22 protein-coding genes are annotated in these 26,531 nt (G+C 63.9%); 7 read left to right on the top strand and 15 right to left on the bottom strand.

Translation table 11 applies throughout. The features are described from left to right. Positions 1-161: 161 nt before the first annotated feature. The 6 genes from QRN13_RS02215 to QRN13_RS02190 form a co-directional block, all read right to left on the bottom strand. Complete coding sequence (locus QRN13_RS02215; RefSeq protein WP_284876677.1) at positions 162-1,412, bottom strand: phosphoribosyltransferase-like protein; 1,251 nt, start codon at positions 1,410-1,412, stop codon at positions 162-164. A gap of 216 nt (positions 1,413-1,628) precedes the next feature. Then, complete coding sequence (locus QRN13_RS02210; RefSeq protein ID WP_284876676.1) at positions 1,629-3,764, bottom strand: nuclease-related domain-containing protein; 2,136 nt, start codon at positions 3,762-3,764, stop codon at positions 1,629-1,631. Positions 3,765-4,227: 463 nt separating this feature from the next. Beyond that, positions 4,228-4,800 carry a hypothetical protein gene (locus tag QRN13_RS02205; protein ID WP_284876675.1) on the bottom strand — a complete coding sequence of 191 codons (573 nt, stop codon included), beginning with the start codon at positions 4,798-4,800 and terminating at the stop codon, positions 4,228-4,230. Next, positions 4,797-5,381 (bottom strand): PDDEXK-like family protein, encoded by a 585-nt coding sequence (locus tag QRN13_RS02200; RefSeq protein ID WP_284876674.1) that lies wholly within the window; start codon positions 5,379-5,381, stop codon positions 4,797-4,799. The genes QRN13_RS02205 and QRN13_RS02200 overlap by 4 nt, the downstream gene beginning before the upstream one ends. Positions 5,382-5,754: 373 nt before the next feature. Then, positions 5,755-9,348 (bottom strand): AAA domain-containing protein, encoded by a 3,594-nt coding sequence (locus tag QRN13_RS02195; RefSeq protein WP_284876673.1) that lies wholly within the window; start codon positions 9,346-9,348, stop codon positions 5,755-5,757. A gap of 91 nt (positions 9,349-9,439) precedes the next feature. After that, the gene (locus tag QRN13_RS02190; protein WP_284876672.1) at positions 9,440-10,378 is read right to left on the bottom strand and encodes a protein NO VEIN domain-containing protein; all 939 of its coding nucleotides are present in this window, start codon (positions 10,376-10,378) and stop codon (positions 9,440-9,442) included. A gap of 109 nt (positions 10,379-10,487) precedes the next feature. On the opposite strand from QRN13_RS02190, the gene QRN13_RS02185 reads away from it, so the two are divergent. The 5 genes from QRN13_RS02185 (at position 10,488) to QRN13_RS02165 (ending at position 16,732) form a co-directional block, all read left to right on the top strand. Beyond that, on the top strand, positions 10,488-11,603 hold the full coding sequence (locus QRN13_RS02185; protein ID WP_284876671.1) for a hypothetical protein: 1,116 nt from the start codon (positions 10,488-10,490) through the stop codon (positions 11,601-11,603). A 249-nt stretch (positions 11,604-11,852) separates the two neighbouring features. Next, positions 11,853-12,356, top strand: coding sequence for a thermonuclease family protein (locus QRN13_RS02180; protein ID WP_284876670.1), 504 nt, complete (start codon positions 11,853-11,855; stop codon positions 12,354-12,356). A gap of 198 nt (positions 12,357-12,554) precedes the next feature. Next, a complete protein-coding gene (locus QRN13_RS02175; RefSeq protein WP_284876669.1) occupies positions 12,555-13,181 on the top strand; it encodes a tyrosine-type recombinase/integrase in 627 nt (208 codons plus the stop codon). 351 nt (positions 13,182-13,532) lie between these two features. After that, on the top strand, positions 13,533-15,029 hold the full coding sequence (locus tag QRN13_RS02170) for an ATPase domain-containing protein (RefSeq protein WP_055753691.1): 1,497 nt from the start codon (positions 13,533-13,535) through the stop codon (positions 15,027-15,029). A 137-nt stretch (positions 15,030-15,166) separates the two neighbouring features. After that, entirely contained in the window at positions 15,167-16,732 is a 1,566-nt protein-coding gene (locus QRN13_RS02165) for an ATP-binding protein (RefSeq protein ID WP_284876668.1), read from the top strand. Positions 16,733-17,162: 430 nt separating this feature from the next. On the opposite strand, the gene QRN13_RS02160 is transcribed toward QRN13_RS02165, so the two are convergent. The 7 genes from QRN13_RS02160 to QRN13_RS02130 all read right to left on the bottom strand — a co-directional run bounded on the left by QRN13_RS02160 (position 17,163) and on the right by QRN13_RS02130 (position 23,300). Then, positions 17,163-17,324, bottom strand: coding sequence for a hypothetical protein (locus tag QRN13_RS02160; RefSeq protein ID WP_284876667.1), 162 nt, complete (start codon positions 17,322-17,324; stop codon positions 17,163-17,165). Positions 17,325-17,878: 554 nt separating this feature from the next. Further along, positions 17,879-18,181 carry a hypothetical protein gene (locus tag QRN13_RS02155; protein WP_284876666.1) on the bottom strand — a complete coding sequence of 101 codons (303 nt, stop codon included), beginning with the start codon at positions 18,179-18,181 and terminating at the stop codon, positions 17,879-17,881. A 48-nt stretch (positions 18,182-18,229) separates the two neighbouring features. Continuing rightward, complete coding sequence (locus QRN13_RS02150; protein WP_284876665.1) at positions 18,230-18,472, bottom strand: hypothetical protein; 243 nt, start codon at positions 18,470-18,472, stop codon at positions 18,230-18,232. Beyond that, positions 18,472-19,173, bottom strand: coding sequence for an SOS response-associated peptidase (locus QRN13_RS02145; RefSeq protein ID WP_284876664.1), 702 nt, complete (start codon positions 19,171-19,173; stop codon positions 18,472-18,474). Before QRN13_RS02145 ends, QRN13_RS02150 begins: the two co-directional genes overlap by 1 nt. After that, on the bottom strand, positions 19,173-19,619 hold the full coding sequence (locus tag QRN13_RS02140; RefSeq protein ID WP_284876663.1) for a hypothetical protein: 447 nt from the start codon (positions 19,617-19,619) through the stop codon (positions 19,173-19,175). Before QRN13_RS02140 ends, QRN13_RS02145 begins: the two co-directional genes overlap by 1 nt. A 1-nt stretch (position 19,620) precedes the next feature. After that, positions 19,621-19,860, bottom strand: coding sequence for a hypothetical protein (locus QRN13_RS02135; protein ID WP_284876662.1), 240 nt, complete (start codon positions 19,858-19,860; stop codon positions 19,621-19,623). A gap of 185 nt (positions 19,861-20,045) precedes the next feature. After that, entirely contained in the window at positions 20,046-23,300 is a 3,255-nt protein-coding gene (locus tag QRN13_RS02130) for an error-prone DNA polymerase (protein ID WP_284876661.1), read from the bottom strand. A gap of 110 nt (positions 23,301-23,410) precedes the next feature. On the opposite strand from QRN13_RS02130, the gene dinB reads away from it, so the two are divergent. Both dinB and QRN13_RS02120 read left to right on the top strand, forming a co-directional pair. After that, the gene (dinB, locus tag QRN13_RS02125; protein WP_284876660.1) at positions 23,411-24,484 is read left to right on the top strand and encodes a DNA polymerase IV; all 1,074 of its coding nucleotides are present in this window, start codon (positions 23,411-23,413) and stop codon (positions 24,482-24,484) included. Continuing rightward, a complete protein-coding gene (locus QRN13_RS02120) occupies positions 24,481-25,041 on the top strand; it encodes an alpha-ketoglutarate-dependent dioxygenase AlkB (protein ID WP_284876659.1) in 561 nt (186 codons plus the stop codon). Before dinB ends, QRN13_RS02120 begins: the two co-directional genes overlap by 4 nt. Positions 25,042-25,090: 49 nt before the next feature. Here QRN13_RS02120 and QRN13_RS02115 read toward each other — a convergent pair whose 3' ends face one another. After that, positions 25,091-25,864 carry an exodeoxyribonuclease III gene (locus QRN13_RS02115; protein WP_284876658.1) on the bottom strand — a complete coding sequence of 258 codons (774 nt, stop codon included), beginning with the start codon at positions 25,862-25,864 and terminating at the stop codon, positions 25,091-25,093. 5 nt (positions 25,865-25,869) lie between these two features. Then, positions 25,870-26,448: an arylesterase gene (locus QRN13_RS02110; RefSeq protein WP_284876657.1), complete on the bottom strand. Its 579-nt coding sequence runs from the start codon at positions 26,446-26,448 to the stop codon at positions 25,870-25,872. Positions 26,449-26,531: the final 83 nt, after the last annotated feature.

The raw sequence follows: 26,531 nt of genomic DNA, 5'->3' as shown, positions 1-26,531 counted from the left end.
CGGGTGGGTGGGACAGCAAGTCTCGTCCAAGACCCCGCCAGCCGCGAGTTGCTGTCTCGCGCAGCGCGAAGGCCCTGCTCCGATGTGCGGACGCCGGAAATCCCGCGCCCCGGGTCCCCAAGGGGCCCGTCGCCGCTTGCGCGGCGCATACCTAAACGACCTCACCGGGCCCTCAACTGGGTGGGATAGTAGTCGGGTTGCGCGGGGGTTGGAAGAACCACCACCCGGGCCCTGCGCCTCTGCAGCCGCCGCAGCTCGCGCACGCCCAGGACGGTGAGGGCGTTGCGGGCGTCGGTCCAGCGGGCGACTTGGGTGAAGCCGAGGATACGGTCGACGTCGGCGATCGGCAGCCGCGTTCGCGCCGAGGTGTTGGCCGTCGTCCTAGCCCCCTCCTGAAGGGCGGTGAGAACCAGCATGGTCTCGATCCAGCGGCGGTTGGCGGAGCCGGCCAAGAAGCGTTCTGCGGCGCGGACCTGAAGCCTGTCCTGCGCCAAGCCGGCCAAGCGGTCCGCGTCGTCCCCCGGGAAAAGCTGGTCGGCGGCCAGGACGCTGCGGTTGGAGAACAGTGGACGCCAGCCGCCCCTCGGGCTGTGGAGGACTGGGGGCGCATTGTTGGGCATGCCGTGGGCGAAGGCGATGAGGGCGCCGCCCCATCCATAACCCAGTGGAGAGGGATGGCCAGTCGGATGGGCCGAGCACAGGTCGCGGATCGCGCGGTACTCCGCCCCGGCGAAGGCCGTCGTCAGGGTCGGGCAGGCCTGGACGACGCGAACGTCCGGCTTCGACCGGTGGGTGCGCACATGCCTGATGCCCAGTTCGGTCCCGGAATAGGCGACGACCGAGAAACGGATGCGGCCCCCGGAGTGCCAACTCCGCACCGTCGCGACCCGCCAGAAGGCATCGATCATCGTCCAGACCCGGTCGCCCGATCCGATGAAGTCGGTGACGATGACGATGTGGCTGGCGCGCTTCGAACGCAGCTTGGCCGGTCCCGGGTGATTGAGGGCGAGCGTATTGTTGAGGCGTCCGTAGCCGGTGATGAAGGCGGCGATCAGGCCTTCGCTTCCGACTTGGGGTTCGTCTGGGTCGATGGCGGGCACGCCCGCGCCGGTCGCCCGACCAGTCGCCGTGCCGGGAAAATAGGGCAGGGCCTGCTTCGTCGTCCAGCCGAGGTCGGGATCCTTGATGTCCTGCGTCTTCACCGCCCGTTCGGCGTAGAGGGCGATGGGCCGGTCCCGGAGCGCCGGGTCGCGGTCCGCCAACAGGCCGTCGAGGAGGCCGCGCAGGCCGCGGTGCAGGGCGTCGTGGCTGATCAACATGACGGCATCGGCGAGCTTGGCCGCCACAGGCTGTTCGGCCTCGGAGAACTGGCTGAGCCAGTCGTGGGCGAACTCTGAGGCGGACAGGATCATGGGGGGAGTAGCGCATGACGGCCGCCGTCGAGGCAAGTGCCGATCTTAACAGGGATCGCGGCCCGGCCGGGTGACTGGTGGGTTGAGGCCGGGCCGCGAGGACCCGCCGCTGAGCGTCGGGCTCGCCACATTCGCGCCATGACGAACAGGTCGATCACGGCGGGCGGAATGGTCATGGCCGGCGTCCCGTTTCGTCATGCCTCACTGCCCCCGCTTTCATTGCCAAGGCCTTCGGCCGGCCGCCAACGAGGCCTTGCGATCGGCCTTGCGCTGATCCTTGAGGGCCTTCTTCTTCGCTCTGACGAAGCCCTCACGGACCTCGCGTCGCGTCGTGTCGGTCATTTCGGCCAAGGTGTACTGGTCCTGGGGGCGGCGGGTGTGTTCGGTCGTGACGACGGTCGTGGTTGTGTCGAGGGGGAAGCGGAAGGCGGCGGAGCGGGTGTGATGGCGCAGGATGCGCAGCTGGACCGGGTTTTCCAGCTGCTCCATCAGGTCGGCCGGTGTGGGCTCGCTTCCCGACCAGATCGGAACGTCGACGAGGTCGTACAGACGTTTGCGGCCGCCGCCGATCGGCAGGGCCGCCTTGGCGGTGATGGCGGGGCTGTTGAAGAAGCGCAGCAGGGCGCCGGCGTCTTGGAAATAGACGCCCTCGTGACGCCCCTCCCGGGCATAGGTCAGGTTGTTGAGCACCACCGGGACGATCGTCACCGGACCCACCGGGCGCCCGAAGGCTTCGGAGACCAGTTCGGGGCGGGCCTCGAGCGCCGAGGCAAGGCGTCTAACTTGGCGGGCGTGGCGCAGGTTCTCGCCCAAGAAATGCCGCGCCTGGACGGGGCTGCCGTCAGAGACGCTGCGGTTCTTGCATTCGAACACGAACAGATGGTCGCTCCACAGCAGCAGGACGTCGTACTGATAGGTCTGGCCGTCTATGCCAGTCTCCCAGGCGATGGCCTCGAAGCCATGCCGGCTCCCGGCCCGCTGCAGGCGTTGAAGCAGCAGGTCCTCGAAGGCGGGGCCCTTTTTCTCGAACACCACTTTCTTGCGGGCAAAGATCGACCGCAGGCCCCCGACGATATTGCTGCCGATCGCCGCGGGCGAGAACAACAGCAGACGCCCGTCCTGCAGCCGCACTAGGGGGGCATCATAGAGATCGCTGCTCGACTTGCGGAACAGGGCTTCGCCAATGAAGAGGATCGCGCCTTCGCGGCTGAGCCCGCCCTGGACGAGGGCGGCGACCAGATCGCCCTCGGTGAACAAGGGCAGGCGGGGAGGGTCGTGGGGCAGCGGAGCGGCCTCGCGTTGCTCGCCGAGGATGGCGAGGACCGCGAACCCGCGGATCCACTCGATGATCCTCAGGCCCGCGATCTGTTCGAGGTCATCGATGATGGCATAGCCGAGGAACTCGCTCATCGCCCCGACGGCGAAGGCCTCCACAACGTTGAGGACGGCGTCCGGTGCCAAGGGCGGCGAGGCGGCCAGGGGACGGATGGCGTTGCGGATGTCGGGGCGGCGGTCATACTCAAGAAGGTTCTGGTCGTATTGATCGTTACGCCGGGTCTGGCAGGCCCAATCGATCCAGTCGTCGGCGGGGAGGGGAGCGTGAAACGCGTCGCGGCCGCCCTCCGAAATCAGGGTCATGGGGCAGTCCAGAAAGCGGGCCGTCTGCTCGAACACGCGCCAGTTGTCCCAGGCCAGGGCCGTGCGGTCGTTGAAGGCCATGGCCTCAAGGCTTTCGAGGGTCACCGCCGTCGGCACCGGCAACACGATCACCTCGCCGTCCAGCCAGCTTTGGGTGATCGCCTCCATCTGGAGCGTGGCACCGGCGATGGTGATCAAGGAGTCGTTCAGGGTGTCGGGCGCCAAGCGACGCCCGTTGGGCGCGCGCAGGGTCATGCCCTGGGCGACGACATAGGGGGCTGCGGTCAGGGAGGCGAACGTCTCGCGCATCAGACTGTCCGACTGGCTGGCGGCGCGCCAAAGGGCGTTGGTCACGCGCTCCGCCGGCGACAGGGTCGTGCAGGATGAGGCCGCCAGGGCCGTCAGGATGCGCTGGTAACCCAGTCCGGCGAGCTCCAGCTGGCCTTTGGCCTCCTCCATGGCGGCCCGTGCCTTGTCGGAGCCGTGGGCGGCGAAGGCTGCGACCATAGCGGAGAGGAAGGCGGCCTTTCTGGCAGCCCTCGGGTCGCCCGGCCGCATGACCATAAGGGCGGTGCTTCGCATGATCATCCGGGCTAGTTTGAGGGCCTCCTCCTCGCGTCCGTCGCGCAGGACGCCGGTCAAGATCGTGACGTCCATGGCGGTGATGGCACCCTGCAGGGCCTGTTCGTTGAGGCGGATCGGGGTGTCGGTCATCAGGGAGCTCTGAACGCGGGTGAAAAGATGCGCGCCACGTCAGGGGATTCGGGAAGGTCCCAAGGAATCGGCGCGGGGCTGAGAAAAAAGCGGCAGGCTGAAACGCAGCCCACCTAGCGTCGATCGTGCGGCTATGGTCGGGTCGCTCGCATGACAGACCTTGGTGGTTGCGACCTTGCCGTAACGGCCAATGAGGTTTGATCGCCAGCGTTAGGGAAAATGGTTGGTCGCGTCGACCAGCCGACTATCTGTGCATTGGAGAATGTCCACTAACGCTTCGAATGTCTCTTCTGCAGTAACACCAACGTCCGCTCGGGGCGCATTGCTGACGCTCTGAAACTCGAGAGGTCAGGGCCGTTTGCGCCTAAGCGCCATCCGTGGAAACCGGACTAAGAGCAGAGGTCTAGCTTGGTTGTAACTTCCCATGCCCAGCTCAAGTGATCCGCCACCAGATCTTGAGCATCTAGATGGCGCCGAGCTGTTTGAGAATGGCGGTAAAGACGGGTTCAGCCGCTTTACCGCGATCCAGGGCCGCGCGCACGGGATCTGTCGCTGCGCGGAAGTCACCCGACTCAACCGCCTCGACCATCTGTGTGAGATCCGGCGAACAGGGCGTGTAGAAATCACCGTAGGGCGTCATGACGAACCCAAACTCCCGCAGAGCTTCGGCGTGTTGGCGGGCCACAGCCTTCCAGGGATTACGTAGACCCTTATAGCCGAACCATAGGCACACATTGCCCTTCGCTCCGGTCAGTTGGACTAACTCGAAATAGAGATCGAGCTCGTCATCATTGGCTCCGAACCCGAGCCCAAACCAAGCTTGCTTCTCACCATCTGTCTCCCATGCTTCTGGGCGAGCAATCAGGTCTCCATCAGTGTCGAACTCTCCAACCCACCCGCAATCCTGGCTCCACGATTCCATGGCCTCGGCATGGGCTGCCCATATGCGCATCTCAATGGGTTCGACCCTGTTCGCAGCGCTATCCAGATCAAGGATATTTTCCACGATTAAACGATCTAATTCTGGAGAGCTCATGAACCGCGATATCCTTCGACGTGTTGGGCAAAATGAAGAGCGGACTGGCGCACAAGCGGGGACACAGCCTGATTTGCCGCCAGCCGAAATGTCCGCGCTAGTCGACGCCAAGAAAGCCAGAGGCAGGGTCCTGACGGCAGCTTTGCCGGATGGGGCGCCAGATAGATAAGAGCGGCGTGGCTTTTGCCATTCAGCTTCGCCGATTGCTCGACCGCTGCGAGATACCGTTCCAACTGAACGGGTTGAAGCCCGGCGTAGACTTTGATCTCGGCGAACACTAGCAGGTCGTCACCTTCGAGAACGATGTCCACTCGGTCCGCAGCGTTGGCTAGGGGGCAAACCTCGGTGGCGCTCCGCCTGAGCGTATCCAACGTAAAGCCGAGCTTGTTGCCTCCCGCGGCATCCCAAAAGGCTTTAGCAAACAGATTCCCCGCTCCGTGCGAGGCTGCCGGGTTCAAGAACCAGGCGAGGACTGCAGAGGTTCTCACCTCGTCTGCGCCTATGCCGCTGACTGCCCATAGATTGAACGACGGTGCAGAGCGTCGATAGTTTTGAAGTGCGGGCCCGAGCGCCTCAAACATCCGCTTCAAACGAGGGGAGTCAAGCTCCCGTAAAGGCGGTCTACATGTTGTGTCGCGTGTCCCATGGAGGCTTCGCCAGTCTTCAAAAAATTGAGCTAGGCGCAGGGTGATTGGCGGTGGCTGCAGAGCTCGGCTCCGCACAAAGAAGCGGGTAAGATTTTCAACGAGGTCTGCATCTGTCGCAATCATCGCCAGCTACCCTCGATTGAAATTCTGCCCTGTTCCTGCCTCTGGCCGTCCAAGCCGTCAATAGTGCAAACGCTGTGGAGCAGCGGCATGGCTCAACCGTTTGCAAATCATCTGAGGGGTTGGGCCGCGATTTCCCTCGTCGCGGCGATGGACTTGGCCAAGTGCGTTCACGAAGCTCGATTGCTTATCTGCGAGGCTGAAGCGAGTTTGCTAAATCCTTCGCGTGTCCTACGCCGCGCCATGCTCCGTGAGAACCGACAACATAGAGGCGTTGCTTGGCTCGGGAGACCGCCACATTAAGAATGTTTGGCGTCCCCGCCGCCCAAGCCCTTGCGCCATTCTGCGAGGCCTTTGGCGCGCCTAGGACAAGGATTACGGCTTCTGCTTCCCGGCCTTGAACAGTATGAATCGTACCCACGCGATCCTTCAGCCACTCGTCAACGTCGACGCCGAATTGCCTAAACAGCTCGCGTTCCACTTTCAGCCGTGTGCGCAGTTCTTGAGCCACAATCCGGAAGGGCGTGATGACAAATACGTCTGGATTTCGATGGCCCACATCGGCGATCTCGCGGAGCAAAGAGACGACCTGTTCGCCCTCCTCGGCGCTCCATTTCGAATCCGCATCGCCATCCACATTATGCCAGCTCGACGGGCCGAGAATGTCGCCGATAGTGCTTGGCTTGGGGCCTGGTGCGTGAACCATTTGACCGTCATAGGCGATGCGATTGGATATCCCGAACATAGGTTCCTGACACCGACGATGGACTAGGAGTGGAATGCCAACCTGACGCGGGCCCACGTCCGACTTAAACGCGGCCTGGAAGGGAGACACGCGGTCAGCCACGGTCTGGGTTGAAGCCTCGGGCGCAGTCCAGGACGTCCGATGAATTTTGAAGAAGTCAGCGATCTCAACGCTCAGTCGCTCGGGCAGCGTGACCACCGGCGGGATCTGAAGCGGGTCGCCGACGATGATCGCACGCCGTGCGCGCATGACCGCGCCGACGGCAGCCTGCGGCAAGGCCTGGCCCGCCTCGTCGACGAGCAGCCAGCCGATGCTGTCCGGCGGCAGGTCGCCGAGCATCCGCTCGACCGAAGCGAAGGTAGTCGAAAGAACGGGGGTGACCATGAACAGGGTCGACCATAGTTCTCCGAGCAGCGCCCGCTTGGCGGGATCTTGTGGCGAGCCTCCCGAGAAGACGTCCATGAGGATGGATAGATTGTGCAGCACCTTCTGGGCCGCGGCGTCGATGAAGGCCTTGTGGACGGCAATCGCCGCAATGAAGAGGTCTTCGCGTTTGCGCTGAAGCGTCTTCGGCAGCCATGGGGATTCCAAGTTGGAAGCCTCGTGGCCAAGGTCAAAGAAGACGTCATCGACAATGTGCTGCCCGAGCATTGGGCGATAAGCGTCGAGCTGACCTTGGAGCAGCACGACCTGTTCCTGAGGTTCGATTAAGGTGCGCTCGGCGCGTGCAATCTCCAAGGTGAGAGCCGCGATCCGATTGGCACAATCGGCCGACGCCGTCTCAGCCTGGCGATGTTCGATCTTCGCCCGTTCGGCCGCCTCAAGCAAAGGTGCGTTCTCAGCATTCCAAGTGACGCGAGCATCCCGCCGAAACAGCCAGGCGAAGAAACCAGGGCGTCGTTTGCGATGCTGTTTGACTGCGTCATCGGCCTGTTTTGCGGCAAGGTTCGCAATATTGAGATCCGCTTCCTCCAACGCCTGTTCTGACTGAACGGATTGAAGACGATCAGCAAGCGTCGCCCGTTCAGCGATACGTTCTGCAAGCTCTCTTTTCGCAACGGCGAGCCTGAGCGCAAGTTGACGCAGGGCCTCCAATCCAGCCAACTCGTCCTGGATCTCGTGATGTAGCGTCATCAGCTTTTGGCGAACACGTCGCCAGTTCGCTCCGACCTCGTGCGGTGATGGCGGAGCCTCGTCGATAACCACCGAAGGTGTCTCGCGGGCAATTATCTTGTCCGTTTCCGGATCCTTGATCTCGCGGACGACAGAGTCGCCCTTGGCCGCTTTCAGATAGATCCGGAAACCATGGTCATCATCCCACCAGAATGATTTGGAGAAGGCAGCGCGGTTCTTGGCATTGCCCAGAACGGCGGCGATGAGCCCCCAGGTCTTGAGAGGTTCAACGTCAGTTCGGACCTCGGCATCGGCGCCTTCCTCGGCCTCCGGTGGTCGATAGACAAAGTCGCTGATGGACTTGAAGTAGCTCAACTCATCCGGCCGGCCGATCGCCTTGGCTGCAGGCAGCTCTCGGCTGACGTTCTCGACGGCCTTGTTGTTGCTGGAGGCGACGAGGATCTCGTGGCCTCGCAAGCTGGGATCCAGCTTGTACAAGTGGAAATAGCCGGCCCCGCCGAACGTCCAGCGCTCGCCCGACGCCGTGAAGGCTTCCTGCGGATCATCAAACGCCGCCATCGCCATAGCGCGATCCAGAACGGTCGCGGCCACGATGTCACGAAGGAGGGTTGTCTTGCCGGTGCCGGGCGGACCGTTAACGGCGATCATGCCTGAGCCTTTAGCCAGTTCTGACCGGACCAGGTTCACCGCCGCTTGCTGAAGCAGTACGAGGGCATGACCGCCAGGGCTGGGCCAACACGCCGCCGGCATTTTCGAGGGCGCAACGGCGTCTTCCACGGCGTAGCGGTCGTTCAGAAGATCGAAGACGCGATCGGGGCGCTCAATGCCCAGGTATTGGCGCAGTGTTTTTGGCGCGGTCTGCTTGCGGCAGTGGACAGAGGCCTTGGCAAGATCGCCCATGAAGAAGGAGTTGAGCAGCGAGGCTTCAGGCGGGTTTTTGGCCTTGAAATAATGGTAGACGCGCAGCGCAAAACTGGGTGGTTCAACCAGGTGATCCGCCAGCGCAAAACGCTCGACCAGATAGGCGTGTGCGCGTGCGATCGCTTCGCGGTCCACGGGCAACGGCTTACCGGCCTTGTCGGTACGCCTTAGGATCTCGTCGAGCGCTTGGATGATTTTGGGCTCGAGGCTGGGCCAGCTGCCCAGGGCTTCCAGCTTCAACTGGATTGTGAGTGGCAAGGCCCAGCCGAAGCTGGACACGGCGATGCCGTTGTCTTCGACCAGCACGCCATTTCGATCCACGAGCACGGCGCCGATTGCGGCCTTTTCTCTGGCGCGAGTTCTCAGTTCCTCATCGGAGCCGAAGGCTTTGACGAGGTCGGCGGTCGCCTTCTCCATCGGGATCGCGCCGAGCATGATCTGATAATAGAGTTGATGTTTCGGCCGAGACTTCTCGCCTCGCTCCCAGGGCAAGGGGCCGCTGCCCAGCTCCGCCACGCTACCGTACTGACCGACCTTCAGATCGTAGGGGCGCTTGTAGGTCTGGGGCGATAGGGCCTCCAGCGCGGTCCATGCGCCGAGGACGCCCGAAGGCGTGTTAGGCTCGGTCGGGCGAACCGGCACAAACGTCTCCTCTAGATCTTCGGCCCAGGCGTTGGCTGCGGCCGCAATCTGCTCCGACCTGTCGGGTTTTGCCGGCTCAGGTTGAGGCTCGGGACGCGGCGCTGAAGGCTTACGCGTTGCTGCCTTGGGCTTGTCGGTCGCGGGCCGGCTCATAGAAGCCGCCGGGCTCAACAGGAATTCCTGCGCGCTCAAACGCAGCTTTGCGGCACGGTCCGTCTTTCGGAAGCTTAGCTCGTGCTCGATTTGGCCAACCACCATCGGCTCGGCCTTGGACTTGGCGAACAATTGTTCGAGTTGGACAATCGAGTGCTGGACGTAGGGACGCTTATTGGAGGGCACGAAGGAAGCCTTTGGTGGGGGGCGAAGACGGCGTCGCGAGCATCGGAAGGCGTTAAAATGGTTCGAGGGCGGCGAGTGTTTTCACGCCCCGTCAGCTTTTCGAGCTGAAGGTCACGGCGATTAGACTGGCGCGTGCGCTCCAGTCGCCCGAAATCAGTTTTGCGGCAGGGTTCTGCACCATCTGCACCTTGGGGTGGGCCGTCTCGCAGTTCGCCACCAGGCAGAGCCAATAGTCGTCGCCATGAACCTCGGCGGCGGCAAGCTCATTGGCGGTTAGCTCGACGCCAGTGAAGGCGGCGCCGACCGTGCCCTTAACCTCGACCCGCTGCAGTACGCCCGCCGCATTGATAAAATCGATGTCCCAGCCCGGCGTCTCTCCTTGGGCAGCCCGGTGGACACAATCTCTGCACCCGACGATCTGTGTCTGCAAATAGGCGAGGGCGGTGCGTTCGGCCCAGTCTCCGACCGCCTTGGCGCGCGCACTACGACGAGGGCTCGACTTGCCTGTGCCAGCGGTGGCGGAAGGGTTGATCAATCTGGGCGGGACGATCAGGGCATCCGAGGCTTCGATCGTTATGGGATCAACGGCCGCCGGCTCCGGCGTCACCAGATCCTCCTTACGCTCGGCGCCAATCGCCAAGCCTGCTTCAGCCATGATGGCGGCGTAGACTGCGGGATCCAGGTCGCGCACGCCGTCGCGCCATAAGTTGAGCGGGATCTGTTCGCGGTTCTCGCCTTCGACCTTGGCCCGAACCGGAACAGCAAATCTCTGGTAATCGTCGATGGCGCAGTACCAGCCATTGGCGCGATCTGGATCTTTTCGGATCTCGCCGATCCGACCTGCTCCAAAATACTCGGCTGGCTGGCGTGGCCCCGACGCACGGTGGACGCCGCGGTAATAGACGAAGGGCTCGCCGGGCTGCATCAGGCGACGGTATTTGCTGGGGTAGTTGTAGTGGACGCCTTCTAAGTCATCCCACTGGTGAGCGGGATCTCGCTTCACCTCATTATGCACGAGAACCACAGGCATATGCGCAACTGATGCGGCGCAGAGCGCCTAACCCCCGGCGCCGATCAGCGCCCCAAGCACAACCGTAAGCATTCAGGCTGAGCCTGTCTATGACGCGGAGGACGGCGCAATGCCCCACCATGTTTTCACCCGCCAGGACCTCTACGACCGGGTGTGGCGCGAGCCGATGCTGACCATCGCGCGCGAGCTCGGCGTTTCGGATGTCGGATTGGCAAAGGCTTGCCGCGCTCATCAGGTCCCGACGCCGCCAAGGGGCTATTGGGCCAAGCTCAAGGCCGGCAAGTCCGTCGGCAAGCGACCGCGTCTGCCAGCTTGGGTGGGCAAGGCGGACCGCATCGTGATCGCCCCAGCGATTAAATCACCCGTCCGCTCACAGGCAGTGCGCGCGGTCCTAGACGCAGTCGCCGACCAGCCTGAGATCCCCATCCCCCACGATCTGCGTAACCCGCACCCGATCGTTAAAGCCTGGCTGGATCAGGACGCCGCCACTCGCGTCCGCGCCCGCCGCGAGGGCTGGGGCGCGTCGGGCGAAGACTTGCGACATGGACTGGCACATCGCCGTCTTCGTCTAACCTCCGCCCTGTTGAAGGCGCTCGTCGCGCGCGGTCTGGTCGTCGATCAAGCCTACACTTGGCTGACGGCTGGGCGTGGCGAGGATAAGGTGGCGTTCCGCTTTTCGGAGCGCACCCAGTTCGTCCCGCGGCCCGCCACTGACTTTGAGCTTCGTGGGGCGCCGGAAAGGACCATGGTGCGCTCGGCCCAACCGGCCGGCGATCTGATCCTGTCGATCCGCGACTGTCGCAACGCCGCCGGCGTCTTTCGCGAAACCAAACACCCCCTCGATACCCAACTGCCGCGCATCGTCGCCACCCTGGAAGCCGAACTGATCCACCGCGCGGAGCAGCGGCTGGAGCGGGCGAGGGAGGAAGAGGCGTACCGCCTTCGCCAGGTCGAGGCGCGACGTCACGAGGCCCATGCCGCGGCGGAGCGCGCCTTGGAGACCCGCCTCTTTGAGGAGGCCGGCCGCCACGCCCAGGCCGAACAGCTGCGCGCCTATCTGAGCGCCGCCGACCAGGCGCCCATGGCGGCGGACCCGTGTTACCCAGCCTGGCGCGCCTGGGCTCAGCGGCGACTAGAAGCACTGGATCCGCTGACAGGAGTCCGGCCGCCCTTCGCATTACGGGGACTATATCAATCGGAAGAAACGCAAGAGACGCACGCATAACATCCGATTGGCAATCCCAGGCGGGAGTTGGGGTCACGTCCGGCTTTGACGCCGAGATGAGCCAATCTCCCTACGGTGGTCCTGGACGGACGGATACTGGCTGCAAAGGAGATCGCCCATGTCCATCACGCCCGAACTGATCCTCGCCGTCGCCACTCTGGTCAGCGCCATCGCCGGTCTGATCTGGTCGCTGCGCCGCAGCCGCTAAACCCGCAAGATCTTCCGCCTCGTCTCGGCTAGGACCCCCCCATGATCACCACCCTTGTTCTCGCAGTCAGCCTCCAGTCCGCCGTTACCTCGACACCCCTCGTAGGCCGCGCCACCGTCATCGACGGCGACACCCTGGAGATCCGCGGCCAGCGGGTGCGCCTGTGGGGGATCGATGCGCCCGAGAGCCGCCAGTCCTGCCAACGCGACGGCCAGGCCTACCGCTGCGGCACAGAGGCCGCCAGACACCTCGATAGCCTGATCAACGACCGTCCGGTGACCTGCACGCCCCAAGGCCGCCCCGACCGCTGGGGGCGCATGGTTGCGCGCTGCGAAGTCACCGCCGACTGCGCCCCTAACGACGACTGTAAAACCTTCCGCCGTGACCTCGGCGGCTGGATGGTCGCCGCCGGCTGGGCTCTGGACTATCCCCGCTACAGCGACGGCGAACACGCTGAGCAGCAATACGACGCCGAACAGGCCCGCAAAGGCCTCTGGACCGGCCCCTTCATCACCCCTTGGAACTGGCGCGCCGGCCAACGCTGAGCCTCAGGTCATATTGCCGGCCGCCGTCGCGGCTAGGGGGAGTCGAACTTGAGGCGCGTAATTAGCGATACCGGAACGCCGACGTTTGAACTCACACAGAATGTCGTGTTTTTGGCACTCATTCAATGACCGCTGCTGGCGCATCAGCGCTGTCTGAAGCGTATGGTGAGGAGGGGGCGTTGATCGTGGGAGGTGGTCATGAGCCAGCCCGATCTTTTTTGTCTACCTCGTAAGCCCTGGAATGCTGGTCGGATGACTGGAGCCAAGGCTCCACTCAAGCCTAAGCACATCTGGGCAATCCGACAGCATCTCAAATCGGTTGGATCGATCCGGGATCTGGCGATGTTCAATATCGCGCTGGACGCGAAGCTCCGAGGCTGTGATTTGGTGAAGCTTCGGCTAGCGGATATCGCTCAAGGCGGAGCCATTCGCCAGCGCTCGACCATCATTCAGCAAAAGACAGGTCGCCCGGTCCCGTTCGAGATAACTGAGGCCGCGAGGGAGGCGCTAGCGCATTGGCTGGAGCGCCGGGGGCGCCGACGCGACGACTGGCTGTTTCCCAGCCGTAGCAAAGAGGGCGCGCACATAGGCACGCGCCAGTATGCTCGGCTGGTCGATACTTGGATAAGAATGATCGACCTAAACCCAAGTGCGTATGGGACCCACAGCCTGCGACGGACAAAGGTAGCGTTAATTTACAAAAAGACCGGAAATCTACGCGCGTGTCAGCTTCTGCTCGGTCACGGAAAGCTGGAAAGCACCGTTAGATACCTCGGCATCGAAGTCGATGACGCTTTGGAGATATCGGAACAGATCGACCTCTAAGCCGGCTTTCGGGCAGTTCTTTGGAGAGCGGACTGCCCAAAAGTCTGCTTAGGGTGGAAAGCGGACATTACTAACCAGTTCGAAAAGGCGCGAGGTGCCCTCAATCCCGATGCGGCGCTCCGTCGCGAAGCGTAACTTCGATAAGCGGCCACAACGGTGGAAGAGGGAATTAGCGCGCTTTTGGCCCGGCACAATTTGGGGGTGAGCGGACTTCATCCGACGGGCACCCCAACCGAGTTGCCTAAGCGCGGCGACAGCGGAAATTTACGTGAACGTGGCGCTCATGGGCAGTCTGATGTAACTACATCAGCAGAAAGGCGTTGTAGTCTTATTAGGGGCTGGGGACATAACGTGGCGACAACAGATACCCAGCATCGTGACGCAGCGTTCGGCATTCCAGGGCTGGACGATATCTTAGCGGGGGGGCTGGAGCGCGAACGCGTCTATCTTCTTGAGGGCGCGCCAGGGACCGGCAAGACAACCTCCGCGATGCGGTTCCTGCTCGAAGGCGCGCGGCTCGGCGAACGCGGGCTCTATATCACCCTCTCCGAGACCGAGGAAGAGCTGCGTGGCACAGCTCGAAATCACAAATGGTCGCTTGAAGGCGTCGATATCTTCGAGCTCGTTCCGCCTGAGAGCCTTTTGGACGAACAACAACAGCAGAGCCTGCTTTACTCGTCGGACCTGGAGCTAGGCGAGACGACGCGGATGATCTTCGAGTCCGTCGAGCGTAATCATCCCCGCCGCGTGGTGATCGACAGCTTATCGGAAATCCGCCTCTTAGCTCAGAGCTCGCTCCGGTATCGACGCCAGGTTTTGGCGTTGAAGCACTATTTCGCCAAGCATGGGGCCACGGTCCTACTGCTCGACGATTTGACCACCGATATCAACGACAAGACGGTGCATAGCGTCGCCCACGGCGTGATTCAGCTACAAGAGCTGGCGCCCGAATACGGCGCGGAACGACGCCGGGTCCGGGTGATCAAATACCGAGGCCGTCGCTTCCGGGGCGGTTACCATGATTTTACGATCAAGACCGGCGGCCTGGAGGTCTATCCTCGGATCGTCGCATCCGAACACCACTCCGCCTTCGCTCGCGACCTGATGTCGAGCGGCGTGGCCGAACTTGACACCCTACTGGGCGGGGGGATCGAGCGCGGTTCCAGCGCGCTAATTCTGGGACCTGCCGGCACTGGTAAATCGCTCTTCACGATCAACTTCGCCGTCGCGGCAGTGAAGCGCGGCGAGAAGGCCGCGCTATTCGTTTTCGATGAAGAGCTTGGTCTCCTCTACGACCGGATGGCCAAGCTGGGCATCGATCTTAAGTCAATGGAGACGAACGGCGACCTCATCATCGAACAGGTCGACGCTGCCGAACTTTCACCGGGGGAGTTCGCGTCGCGCGTTCGCGAGTGCGTCTCGTCCCGAGACATCCAGACCGTCGTGATCGACAGCCTGAATGGATACCAAGCCGCCATGCCGCAGGAGCAGTTTTTGGTGCTCCACATCCACGAACTGCTCCAATACCTCAACCGACAGGGCGCCTCGACCTATTTGACGGTCGCCCAGCATGGCCTCGTCGGCGAGATGAAGGCTCCGATCGATGTCACCTATCTGGCGGACACGGTCATCCTGCTTCGGTACTTCGAAGCAAGGGGGGAAGTTCGACGGGCCGTCTCGGTCATCAAGAAGCGGGCTGGTCGGCACGAGACGACGATCCGCGAGTTCAACATCGGTTCAAACGGGCTCACGCTCGGTGCACCCCTGAACGAGTTTCAGGGCGTATTACGGGGCGTGCCCAACTTCGTGGGGCCTGGTGCCGGCCTAATGGGCGATTCCTCCGCGTGAGTGAAAGAGGCAGCATTTCACGCCGCTCTTTGGTGCTGACCCCATCGGGGCGCGACGGAGCGATCGCTCTCGCGATCCTTTCAGAGGCGGGGTGTCCGGCGCTTCTCTGCCGGGATATCGACGACCTCCTATTCCGCATGGACGAAGGCGCCGGCTTGGCGATCGTCGTTGAGGACGTCCTGCGTTCGGCTGATCTCAGCGGGCTTTCGGCATGGATCCAAAGCCAGCCGTCATGGTCGGATTTTCCGTTTCTGATTCTGACCCAGCGCGGCGGCAGCGTTGAGCGCAACCCGCTGGCTCAACGGCTTTCGCAAATGCTCGGCAATGTGGGTTTTCTTGAGCGACCCTTCCATCCCACCACCCTTGTCAGCGCGGTCCGCACCGCTCTGCGTGGCCGAAGCCGCCAGTATGAAGCGCGTGAGCGTATCGATGAGATCAGGCGCGGCGAGGCGCTGTTGGAACGTCGCGTCCTTGAGCGAACCAGCGAACTCGAGGCCGCCAACCGACAGCTTGCCGATCAAATCACCGAACGTGAAAAAGCCGAGCATGCACTGCGCCAGGCTCAACGTCTTGAGGCTGTGGGGCAGCTAACCTCTGGGGTGGCCCACGACTTCAACAATCTGCTGACGGTAATTATCGGCAACGTCGAGCAGATCCTGAAACGGACGGAGGATCCCTCCCTAAGGAAGCGACTGTCCATGATGGCGGAGGCGTCCCACAGGGGCGCGCAGCTGACCGCTCAGATGCTGGCTTTCTCGCGTCGGCAGAAGCTTGAGCCGCGCCCGGTCAACCTCAATGAAACCGTGCGCAGCATGAAGGACCTTCTCCAAAGCACTATCGGCGGGACCGTTCGGATCCTGGAACCCGAGCTTGCAAAGGATCTGTGGCCGGCCATGATCGATCCCACCCAGATCGAACTGGTCATTCTAAACCTGGCCATCAACGCTCGTGACGCGATGGATGTCGGCGGAACGCTGAAAATACAGACTGCAAACGTTGTCGGGCGGACGCCCTCGACACCGGAGGAGCCTCCTGCCGGAGACTACGTCATGGTGTCGGTGGCGGACGATGGTTCAGGCATGTCCGACGAGGTGCTCGCGAGGGTGTTCGAGCCGTTTTTCACAACGAAGGCGGTGGGTAAGGGGTCCGGCCTGGGGCTGAGCCAAGTGTACGGTTTGGCGAAGCAATCCGGGGGCGCCGTCACGATCGAGACAACGATTGGCCGCGGCACGACAATCAGGATTTTTCTGCCCCGCGCAGCCGACAATCCACAGACTGAGACGCTCCCTGTCGCTCCCATCAGCCTGACGCCGCGCCCTGACACGACCATTCTGGTCGTCGATGATGACGACGCAGTAAGGGCCGTGACATCCGGCATACTTATCGATCTGGGTTATCGCGTCATCGAAGCCGGCAGCGGGGGCGCGGCTTTGGATTTGTTCGATCAGCACCCCAGCATTCGGGCCGTCGTGCTGGACTTCGCCATGCCAGGTATGAATGGGGGAGAAGTCGCTCGAGAGATGACAGCCCGAAAGCCAGGCTTCCCGATCCTCTTTGCGACAGGCTATGCCGATCTTGAGGCCTTGGCTGCGACGACCGAGGACCGGATCGTCCGCAAGCCGTTCGATCAAAACGACTTGGCCGGGAAACTTTCGCGGGTGCTTTGCTCCATGACTACGGTAGCGCCTGTTGATGTCCGATAAGGGTCGGGAACCGTCATGGGCTGTCAGCTGGAATTACGACTTTCGATCACACTGAATGTCGTGTTTTCGGCAGCCGGCGAATGACCGCTTCTGGCGCACTTCGGACGCGCCGGAGCAGAATTGGGTAGTGCGCTTTGCGCCTAAAGCGGAATTCGCGGAAGCTGGACTGCGCGTAGATGTCCGCCTTCCCTCGATGCGAGCCAATCGACGCCCCGCGATGGAAGCGGTCCCATCATCTGAAGCGATCATGCCTGCGGCCCACCGCGTATTCAGATAGACGCCGCCAGCCACACAACCTGACCTGACAAGGTTCGGCCCGCCCCGGAGCCATTGAAGGTTCGGAACGGGCCTGTCCGGATTTTTCCTCCCGATACCTTTTAGATAACGCGAGTCGTTCAACTCGCAAGCCTACCCGGACGGGTGATCAGCCCTACGCGAAATTCTGGCTGATCAACTGATCGGTCAGGTCGAGGTGAACCTCCAGGGCCGCAAGTGCTTCCGTCCGCGCTCGCTCGGCCGCTGCTCGGTCGCCTGCCGTCAAGTGCGCACCGAACTCGGTGATCTTGGCGGCGATCAGTTGCTCAGCCCCCATAGCGCGCCGCTCCAGCGTTCCATTATCCATCGCAACCCGCATCGCTGTAATGCGGCCCGGCCGAATGTGTCCTCGCCCAGCCGGGCCGCGTGACGCAGTTCGGGCATGAGCCGCGACAGCTCTGCCGTATCGCCTCGCTGCACGGCTTGGCAAGTTTGGAAGGCTGGCCGGGGCATCTGCGGAACCTCCGGTCCTTAGCTCCCCGCTAGAGCGAGCCGAAAGGCTCAGCCTTGACGTTATCGCGCACACCTATCGCGCGCAACTATCACAATCTGGAGAATGGCGATGAGCGCTAAGGCTATTCGACGCCGTGCGCATCATCGTCGGGCGTGGCTTGCAGATAACGACGCGGGTGCGCTGCCCGCCCCATCTGTGAAGTTGCTGCTAAGCTGCCGCTCTTGAAACGCGACCCAGGGCGTTATTCCGGGGCGGCTAAGGCCTGGCTGAAGAGCGACTTGAGCTGTCGTCACATCGCTTGCCGGACGTCGTAGTCGGCCGAAATGGTGAGCAACTCCGCGCATGAGCCTACGCCGTAAGGCACTCTAGCGAGGCCGTCATCCTTCGAGGTGGCGGTCTTGATCGTTTGGGGGCCAAGCCGCCAGGTCCCGATAAGGCTCGCCCCGGTCACCCGCCTCGGCGCGGGTCAGTATCTTACTGGCATCGCTGCTACTGACGGCAACCTTGATGTCTCGGATGCGGATGCCGTCGGCGATGGATTGAGGGCGGCCGGACTGCAGCGCGCTCAGCCGACTAATCCAGTCGTCCGTCTGAACCGTGATCAAGCCGGGCTTGAGGCTATCCTCGCCGGCCGCCCCCTGCATCGCGTCCAGGGCGTTGTTTAGCTCGTCTGGCGTCATGCACGAAGCCTATAGGCCGAGTCGATCAGCGGCGGACCTTGTCGTTTGTCACGTCTGCTCCTCGGGGGGCGCCATCCGTGCCTGCTCCAGCAACATTGCGCCCAACGCCTCGGCCATCGCAGGCGTCATAACGAGTTGCTTCGAGGACGGGGCCATTGCGCCTGAAAGTTGCTCCTGGACCTCAGCGAACTCGATCCGTACCGCCAACGCCTCGCTGTCCGCCACAGCGATCTCGAAGCCCCGAACGATAGCAAGTTGCAGGTCGCCGTCCTCGCGGCGGTCCCATTCCATCAGATGTACTCCAAAGCGCCGTCAGACAGCGGGCGTTGCAGCTCCTTAGCAATCTCCCACGGCTGCGACATCCACATCTCGATCTCATCCGGTTCCGTCAGGATCACCGGCATGGCCTTGGGGTGAACAGCTCCCACTTCGGCGTTCGGCTCGGTCGTCAGGAAGGCGAAGACGTCAATCGTCTCCATTTTGGTCTTGATCTTGCGGACGCTGGTGTGGGCCTGAAGGTGAATGCCGGCGAAGAAGGCCAGCGGCTCGGGATCGTCACCCGCCAGCTTGAACCAGATCGGGCGGTACTTGCCGGCCGCGTCTCGGCCTGGTTCGCTGAAGGCCGTGAAAGGGACCAGGCATCGTTGCGCCGGCGACAGGTGCGGACGCCAATGGCTGGAGCTGGTGTTGCGGACGTTGGTCGTGCCGCTGTCCGGTTCGAACTCCAGGATCTTCTGGAAATCGACAGAGCCACCCTTGGCCCGCAGCTTGTCGGCCCGCTTGGTGGCGTTGTCGAAAATCGCCTTCTTGGACGACGGCATGCCCCAGCGTGCGGAGGCGAGGATGCGGCCGTCGCCCTCCCACCTGACGATCGGGGCGGGGTAGTCGGGATAGATGTCGTCGGGTGCCAGGTTGCCGACCGTCGAGCGCATGGCCTTGGCCATGTCCATGATGGCTTGGGGACCGGAACGCTGGCGGTAAAGGTTGCACATCAGGCTCTGGCCTTCTTGAGATCGGATGTGAGCCCTTTTCGGGTCCGTTCATAATCCGCCTCGACGCGCTGCCGCTCGGCCTCCAGCGCCTCCTGGCGGGCGTCGAGGTCGGCGACGTCGGACTGATGTGTTTCATCCAGGTCAGTCAGTGCGGCCTGCAGCTTGTCGATCTTGGCGCGCCTGGCCTTGGTTGGACCTGCCGATTTTTTCGGCTTGGTCTTTTCGATTTTGCCGATATCGACCGCGAGGCCGCGTTCGATAACCTCGCCGGGCGATGCGAGGGCTGCGTCATAATCCGCGCCGCCACTGAGCTGGCTGGCCAAGCCCGTCGCAAATAGATCCTGCTTCGACCCCCACGCCTCCAGCGCCTTGGGCCGTGAGCTGGAGGCCACGGTGAAAGCATGAAAACCGTCTGACCACGTGAAGACCTTCAGCTTCGGCGCCATGTCAGTCGAGCAACCCGCGGCGCTGCATATCGATGATGAGGGGATCGGAGAGGGCTGCGATGACTTCCATGTCGAAGGCGTCCTCGGCCTCCGCCACGTCAGCGAAAGCGCGCGGCTGGTTCGCCCGCAGCGTGGACAGCCGCCACGATGACTGCACGACCTTCTGCTGGCCCGCCAAATGCTCGATACGTTGCAGCTTCACGCCCGCCTGCGATTTGATGAGGGTCTTGCGTGTTCCCATGGTGCAGTCCTCCCGGATCGGAACCTGACACGGCGTTACGCGATTGTGGAGTCGAGACCGTTCGCGACGACTGCTCTCAGGTTTGGCGCAGATCAGAGCTGCTGTTCCTTCCGCAGACAGCGCCTAACAACTGGGCGACTTCGAGTGGCCTCATTGTGAGAGCGCAAATGGCTGACCACGCGCTTTTATCGGAAATCCCGCGTCTTCGGACGGATCGTGTCGAGGTGTAGATCGGGGATGTAGATGTCTCTCGCCCTGACCGTCCGAGGCGGGGCGTCGCGGGCGTCAGGCGACCCGCCGCGATGGAATTCGTCGCCACGACCGTGGGGCAGGGGGAAGGCTCCGCTTCGGTCGCCGACCGAGGCGAGCAGGCCCGACGCGTCGTGAAGTTTGGTCGCGACGATATGGACGACCTCGCCTTCGCGCTGCACCTTGCCGTCCACCGCCAGCATGGTCGCTGACAGGACGATGCGGCGTTGCTGCTCGTAGAGGCTGGGGCAGATCACCAGATTGGCGACCCCGGTCTCGTCCTCGATCGTGATGAACATCACCCCCTTGGCGCTGCCGGGCTTCTGGCGGACCAGCACCAGGCCTGCGACCCGGGTCAATCGGCCATCACGCATCGCTGTCGCGTCGGCGCAGGTCATGACGTGACGGGATTGAAGATCATCCCGCAGGAAGCTCAGCGGATGCTCGCGCAGGGTCAGGCCGATATGGCTGTAGTCCTCGACCACTTCGCGGCCGGGCGTCATCGGTTTGAGGTCGGCGTCCGGCTCCAGGATCTCGGGTTGCGGGTCGCGGGCGTCGGCGGCGGCGAAGAGGGGCAGGGGCTCGTCGCGCAGACCCTTGATGGCCCACAGCGCGTCGCGGCGGTCCAGGCCAATGCCAAGACGGAAGGCGTCGGCTTCGGCCAGTCGAACGAGGCTGGCGACCTGGGCGCCGGCGCGTCGCCACAGGTCGTCGACTGAGCGGAAGGCACCGTCCGTTCGGGCCGCCAAGATACGGGCGGCGTCGGCGTTCGCCAGGCCTCGCACCATCCGAAACCCCAGCCGGACGGCGAAACGGCCGTCCGGACCGGAGGGCTCCAGGGTGCAGTCCCAACGGCTGGCATTGACGCAGGCTGGTCGGATCTCGACCTGATGCTGTTGGGCGTCGCGGACGATCTGGGCCGGGGCGTAGAAGCCCATCGGCTGGGCGTTGAGCAGGGCGGCGCAGAAGACGTCCGGGTGGTGGCATTTGAGCCAGGAGGAGGCGTAGGCGATCAGGGCGAAGGAGGCGGCGTGGCTTTCGGGGAAGCCATAGGAGCCGAAGCCTTCGAGCTGGCTGAAGGTCTTTTCGGCGAACTCGGGGTCATAGCCGCGCTCGACCATGCCGTTGATCAGCTTGTCCTTGAAATGGCTGACCCCGCCGGTGAATTTGAACGTCGCCATGGCCCGACGGAGCTGGTCGGCCTCCGAGGCCGTGAAGCCGGCGCATTCGATTGCGACCCGCATCGCCTGCTCCTGGAACAAGGGCACGCCGAGGGTCTTGCCGAGCACCTTCTCCAGCTCCGGCTTGGGATAGACGACGGCCTCCTTGCCCTCGCGTCGTCGCAGATAGGGGTGGACCATGTCGCCCTGGATCGGTCCGGGGCGGACGATGGCGACCTCGATGACCAGATCATAGAAGGTGCGGGGCTTGATCCGGGGCAGCATGGCCATCTGGGCCCGGCTCTCGATCTGGAAGACGCCCAGGGTGTCGGCCTTGCGGATCATCGCATAGGTCCTGGGATCTTCGGCCGGAATGGTCGCCAGGTCGAGCGCGATCCCCTTGTGCTCGGCCAGCAGGTCGAAGCCGCGCTTCATGCAGCTGAGCATGCCCAGCGCCAGGACATCGACCTTCATGAACTTCAGGACGTCGATGTCGTCCTTGTCCCATTCGATGACCTGACGGTCCTTCATCGCCGCCGGCTCGATGGGGACCAGATCGTCCAGACGGTCCCGCGTCAGGACGAAGCCGCCGGGATGCTGGCTGAGGTGGCGCGGGGCGCCGATCAGCTGACGCGAAAGGTCGAGCGCCAGCCGAAGCCGTCGGTCCTGTTGATTGAGGTTCAGCCCCTCGACGTGCTTGTCCTCGACGCCCTCGCTGGAATAGCTCCAGACTTGGGACGACAGGGTCTTGATCAGGTCCTCGCTGAGGCCGAGCGCCTTGCCGACGTCGCGCAGGGCGCCCCGCGACCGATAGCGGGTGACGACCGCGCAGAGGGCGGCGTGGTTGTGGCCGTAGGTCTCGAAGATCCACTGCATGACGATCTCGCGCCGCTCATGCTCGAAATCGACATCAATGTCCGGCGGCTCCTTGCGCTCCTGGCTGACGAAGCGCTCGAACAGGAGGTCGTTGCGGCCGGGGTCGATCGAGGTGATGCCCAGGACATAGCAGACGGCGGAGTTGGCGGCCGAACCGCGTCCCTGGCACAGGATGTCCCGGCTGCGGGCGAAGCGGACGATCGAATGGACCGTCAGGAAATAGGGCGCGTAGTCCAGCTTGCCGATCAGATCGAGCTCGTGATGCAGGGTCCGGCGCACGCTGTCCGGCAGGCCTTCCGGATAGCGGTCGGCGGCGCCGGCCCACGTCAGCTCTTCCAGCGTCTGCTGCGGCGTCATGCCCGGCGTCGAGACCTCGTCGGGATATTGATAGGCCAGTTCGTCAAGCGAGAAGCGGCACCGGTCGGCGATCTCGACCGAGCGGGCCAGGGCCTCGGGATAGGCCTTGAACAGGCGGTGCATCTCGGCCGGCGGCTTCAGATAGCGATCCGCATGGCGTTCGCGCCGAAACCCCAGGTCGTCGATGGTGCAGCCGTGACGCACGCAGGTGACGACGTCCTGCAGCAGCCTCTGGTCCGGATGATGAAAGAGGACGTCATTGGTCACGACGGTCGGCACGCCGGCCTGGGCCGCCAGGGTGGACAGGTCGTGCAGGCGCAGCGCATCGCCGGGACGTCGTCTTAGCGTAAAGGCGAGATAAGCCCCGGCCGGGAAGCCCGCCTTCAGTTTTCGCAAACGGGCGGCGCAGGCCTCGTCCGCCTCATCGGGGACCAGAACGGCGATCAGGCCTTGCGACCAGTCCTTCAGGTCCGCCCAGTCGAGATGGCATTTGGCCTTGCCGGCGCGGCGCTTGCCCAGGGACAGCAGACGGGTGAGGCGGGAATAGGCGGAGCGGTCTGTCGGATAGACGAGCAGGCCGGTCCCATCGATCAGGTCGAGGCGGCAGCCGACGATCAGGCGCACGCCCGAGGCCTTGGCCGCCTCATGGGCGCGCACGATCCCGGCCAGGGAATTGCGGTCGACGATGGCCAGAGCCTCAAGCCCGCACAGCCGCGCCTGTTCGAACAGCAGCTCGCAACTGCTGGCGCCGCGCAGGAAGGAGAAGTGCGAGGTGGCTTGAAGCTCAACGTAAGACATGGGGTTTCGGGGTTGCTCTACGTCCTCGACAGCACCTCCGAACGGCCGAAGGCAAGCGTCGCCTTGCAGAAATGTTTCCTTTTTGTTCTCGCCTTGATATTCAGGTCGTCATGCAGGGATCGGCCATCCGCAAGATCGTCCATGTGGACATGGACGCCTTCTTCGCCTCCGTCGAACAGAGGGACGATCCGGCCCTGCGCGGGCGGCCGGTCGCGGTGGGCCATGCGGCGGCGCGCGGCGTAGTCGCCGCCGCCAGCTACGAGGCGCGGCGGTTCGGGGTGCGCTCGGCCATGCCCTCCACGACCGCCCTGCGCAAATGCCCGGACCTCGTCTTCGCCCCGCCGCGCTTCGAGGTCTATCGCGCGGTCTCGGCGCAGATCCATGCGATCTTCGCCGACTACACCGACCTGATCGAGCCCCTGTCGCTCGATGAGGCCTATCTCGACGTGACCGCCGATCGGCGCGGCCTGGGCACCGCCTCGGCGACGGCGGAAGCGATCCGGCGGCGGATTCTGGAGGAGACGGGCCTGACCGCCTCGGCGGGCATTTCCTACAACAAGTTTCTGGCCAAGCTGGCGTCTGACCAGAGAAAGCCCGACGGCCAGTTCGTCGTGGCCCCGGGGCGCGGCGAGGCCTTCGTCGAGGCCCTGCCGGTTCAGCGGTTTCACGGCGTGGGGCCGGTGACCGCCGCCAGGATGGAGCGTCTGGGAATCCGCACCGGCGCGGACCTGCGCCGCCAGACCCTGGCCTTTCTCCAGCATCATTTCGGCAAGTCCGGGCCCTGGTATTACGCCATCGCCCGCGGCGAGGACGATCGGCCGGTCAATCCGGACCGGACCCGCAAGTCGAGCGGCTCTGAAACCACCTTCGCCTCCGACCAGACCGAGCCCGAGGCGATCGAGGCCGGGGTGGCGGCGATGGCGGACGAGGTCTGGGCCTGGTGCGAAAAGGCGGGCAGTCGCGGACGGACCGTCACCGTCAAGGTCAAATGGGCCGACTTCCAGCAATCGACCCGCAGCCGGTCCCTGTCCGAGCCTGTGGGATCCTGTGAGGCCTTGCGCGACGTCAGTCGGCTGCTGGTCCGATCCCTCTATCCGCCGACCCGAGGCGTGCGGTTGGTCGGGGTCAGCCTGTCCAATCTGGAGACGACGGGCGCGGCGGTCAAACAACTGGAACTGTCGTGATCGCACTGGCGCAGATCGACCTGTTCGGCGACGCGCCGGCCCGCGCGCCGGTCGTGGCGGGGTTCGACTATTGGGCCGACGTCCTGTCGGCGCCCGAACAGGCCGCGCTGGTCGAGGCGCTCCAGACCCTCGCGTTCAAGCCCTATGAGCATCTGGGCTACCTCGGCCATCGGCGGATCGCCGCCTTCGACCGAGCAGCCGACGGCGCGGGATGGCCGGCGTTTCTCTCAGACTTGATGGCGCGCTTGGCGGATCGTCTCGATCTGGACGGGGCGGCCTTCGTCCAAGTCCTGGTCAATGAATATGCGCCAGGCGCCGGCATCGGCTGGCATCGCGACCGCCCCGTCTATGGCGAGATCCTGGGTCTGTCCTTGCTGGCGCCCTGCGTGATGCGGCTGCGCCGCCGAGAGGGGGCGGACTTTCTGCGCACAAAGGCGCCCCTGGCGTGCGGCTCTGTCTACCGGTTGTCGGGGGAGGCGCGCGCGGCTTGGGAGCATTCGATCACGCCGATGACGGCCTTGCGCTATTCCATCACCTTCCGAACCTTGGCCATCTAGCGATGGATGGGGCGGTCGTCTGACGTGAAGCCTCCCGGGTCGGTCGGGTTCAGGTGAGCTCGATCCAGACCGGCGCATGGTCGCTGGCGCCCTCGACGCCGCGGACCGCGCGATCGACGCCGGCGTCGGTCAGACGTTCGGCCGCAAGCCCGTTAAGCAGCAGATGGTCGATCCGCAGGCCCGCGTCGCGGGACCAGGCCTCACGGAAATAGGACCAGAAGGTCCAAGGCGGCGGATCGTGCGGGAAGCGCTCGCGCAGGGCGTCGGTCCAGCCCTGGTCGAGCAGGCGCTGGAAGGCCGCGCGGCTCTCGGGCTGGAGCAGGGCGTCGGTCTTCCACGAGCGGGTGTTGTAGATGTCGGCGTCGGTCGGCACGACATTGTAGTCTCCGGCGAGCACGACCGGCGCCGCCGTGGGATAGAGCGACGCGGCATGGGCGATGAGCCGGGCGGCCCAGGCGAGCTTATAGTCGAACTTGGGTCCGGGCCTGGGATTGCCGTTGGGCAGATAGAGGCAGCCGATCAGCGCGCCGTTCACCGCCGCCTCGATATAGCGGGCCTGGCGGTCCTCGACGTCGCCCGGAAGTCGGCGTCGGGTCACGACCGGCTCGCCGATCCGGCTCAGGATGGCGACGCCGTTCCAGCGAAGCTCGCCGGCCCAGACCGCCGCATAGCCGGCCGCCTCGATCTCGGCGGCGGGAAACTGGCGGTCGCTCGCCTTGAGCTCCTGCAGGCAGACCACGTCGGGCTGAGCCTGTTCGAGCCAGGCGAGGAGGTTGGCTAGCCGGGTGTTGACGCCATTGATATTGAAGGTGGCGATCCGCATTCCGGTCACCGCGACGCTGGAGCTGCCAGGGCGTCGAGGGCGGCCCGCACATGGGGCGCGAGGGCGTCGGCCATCCGGCCCACGCCGAGGGCGTTGGGATGGATCCGGTCCGGCAGGACATAGGCCGGATGCAGCGCCACCCCCTCCATCAGAAAGGGCATGAGGGGCGTGCCGGACGCCCGGGCGACCTCGGGATAGACAGCGTCGAACGCCCACGCATAGGCCCCGAACCAGGGCGGCGCGCGCATGCCGCAGACAAGGACGGATATGCCGCGCCGTTGGAGTCTGTCGATGATGGCCAGCAGATTGGTCCGGACCAGGTCGGCGGGGACCAACTGCATCATGTCGTTGGCTCCGAGGGCCAGAACGCAGAGGCGGGTGTGGTCGGGCACGTCCCGATCGACCCGTCGCAGACCGTCAGCGGTCGTGTCTCCAGAGATTCCGGCGCCGATGATCCGAATGGGCGGCGTGACGCCCTCCAACCGCCTGGCCAACTGACGCGGCAGACTCTCGGCCGGCCTCAGGCCATAGCCGGCCGTCAGTGAGTCGCCCAGAAGCGTAACGATGCGCTCACCGCTAGGCATGGCAGGCCCGGTAATCAAAGGGTGATTCTGATCGAGTGCTAGCCATGGATGGCGCGGGCAATTCCGCAAGAGGTGAGCATGGC

This window comes from Brevundimonas sp. MEB006b, from assembly GCF_030209705.1.
Lineage (GTDB): Bacteria > Pseudomonadota > Alphaproteobacteria > Caulobacterales > Caulobacteraceae > Brevundimonas.
The sequence above is the reverse complement of the archived record's forward strand: the minus strand, read 5'-3'. Positions and strand labels throughout refer to the sequence as shown.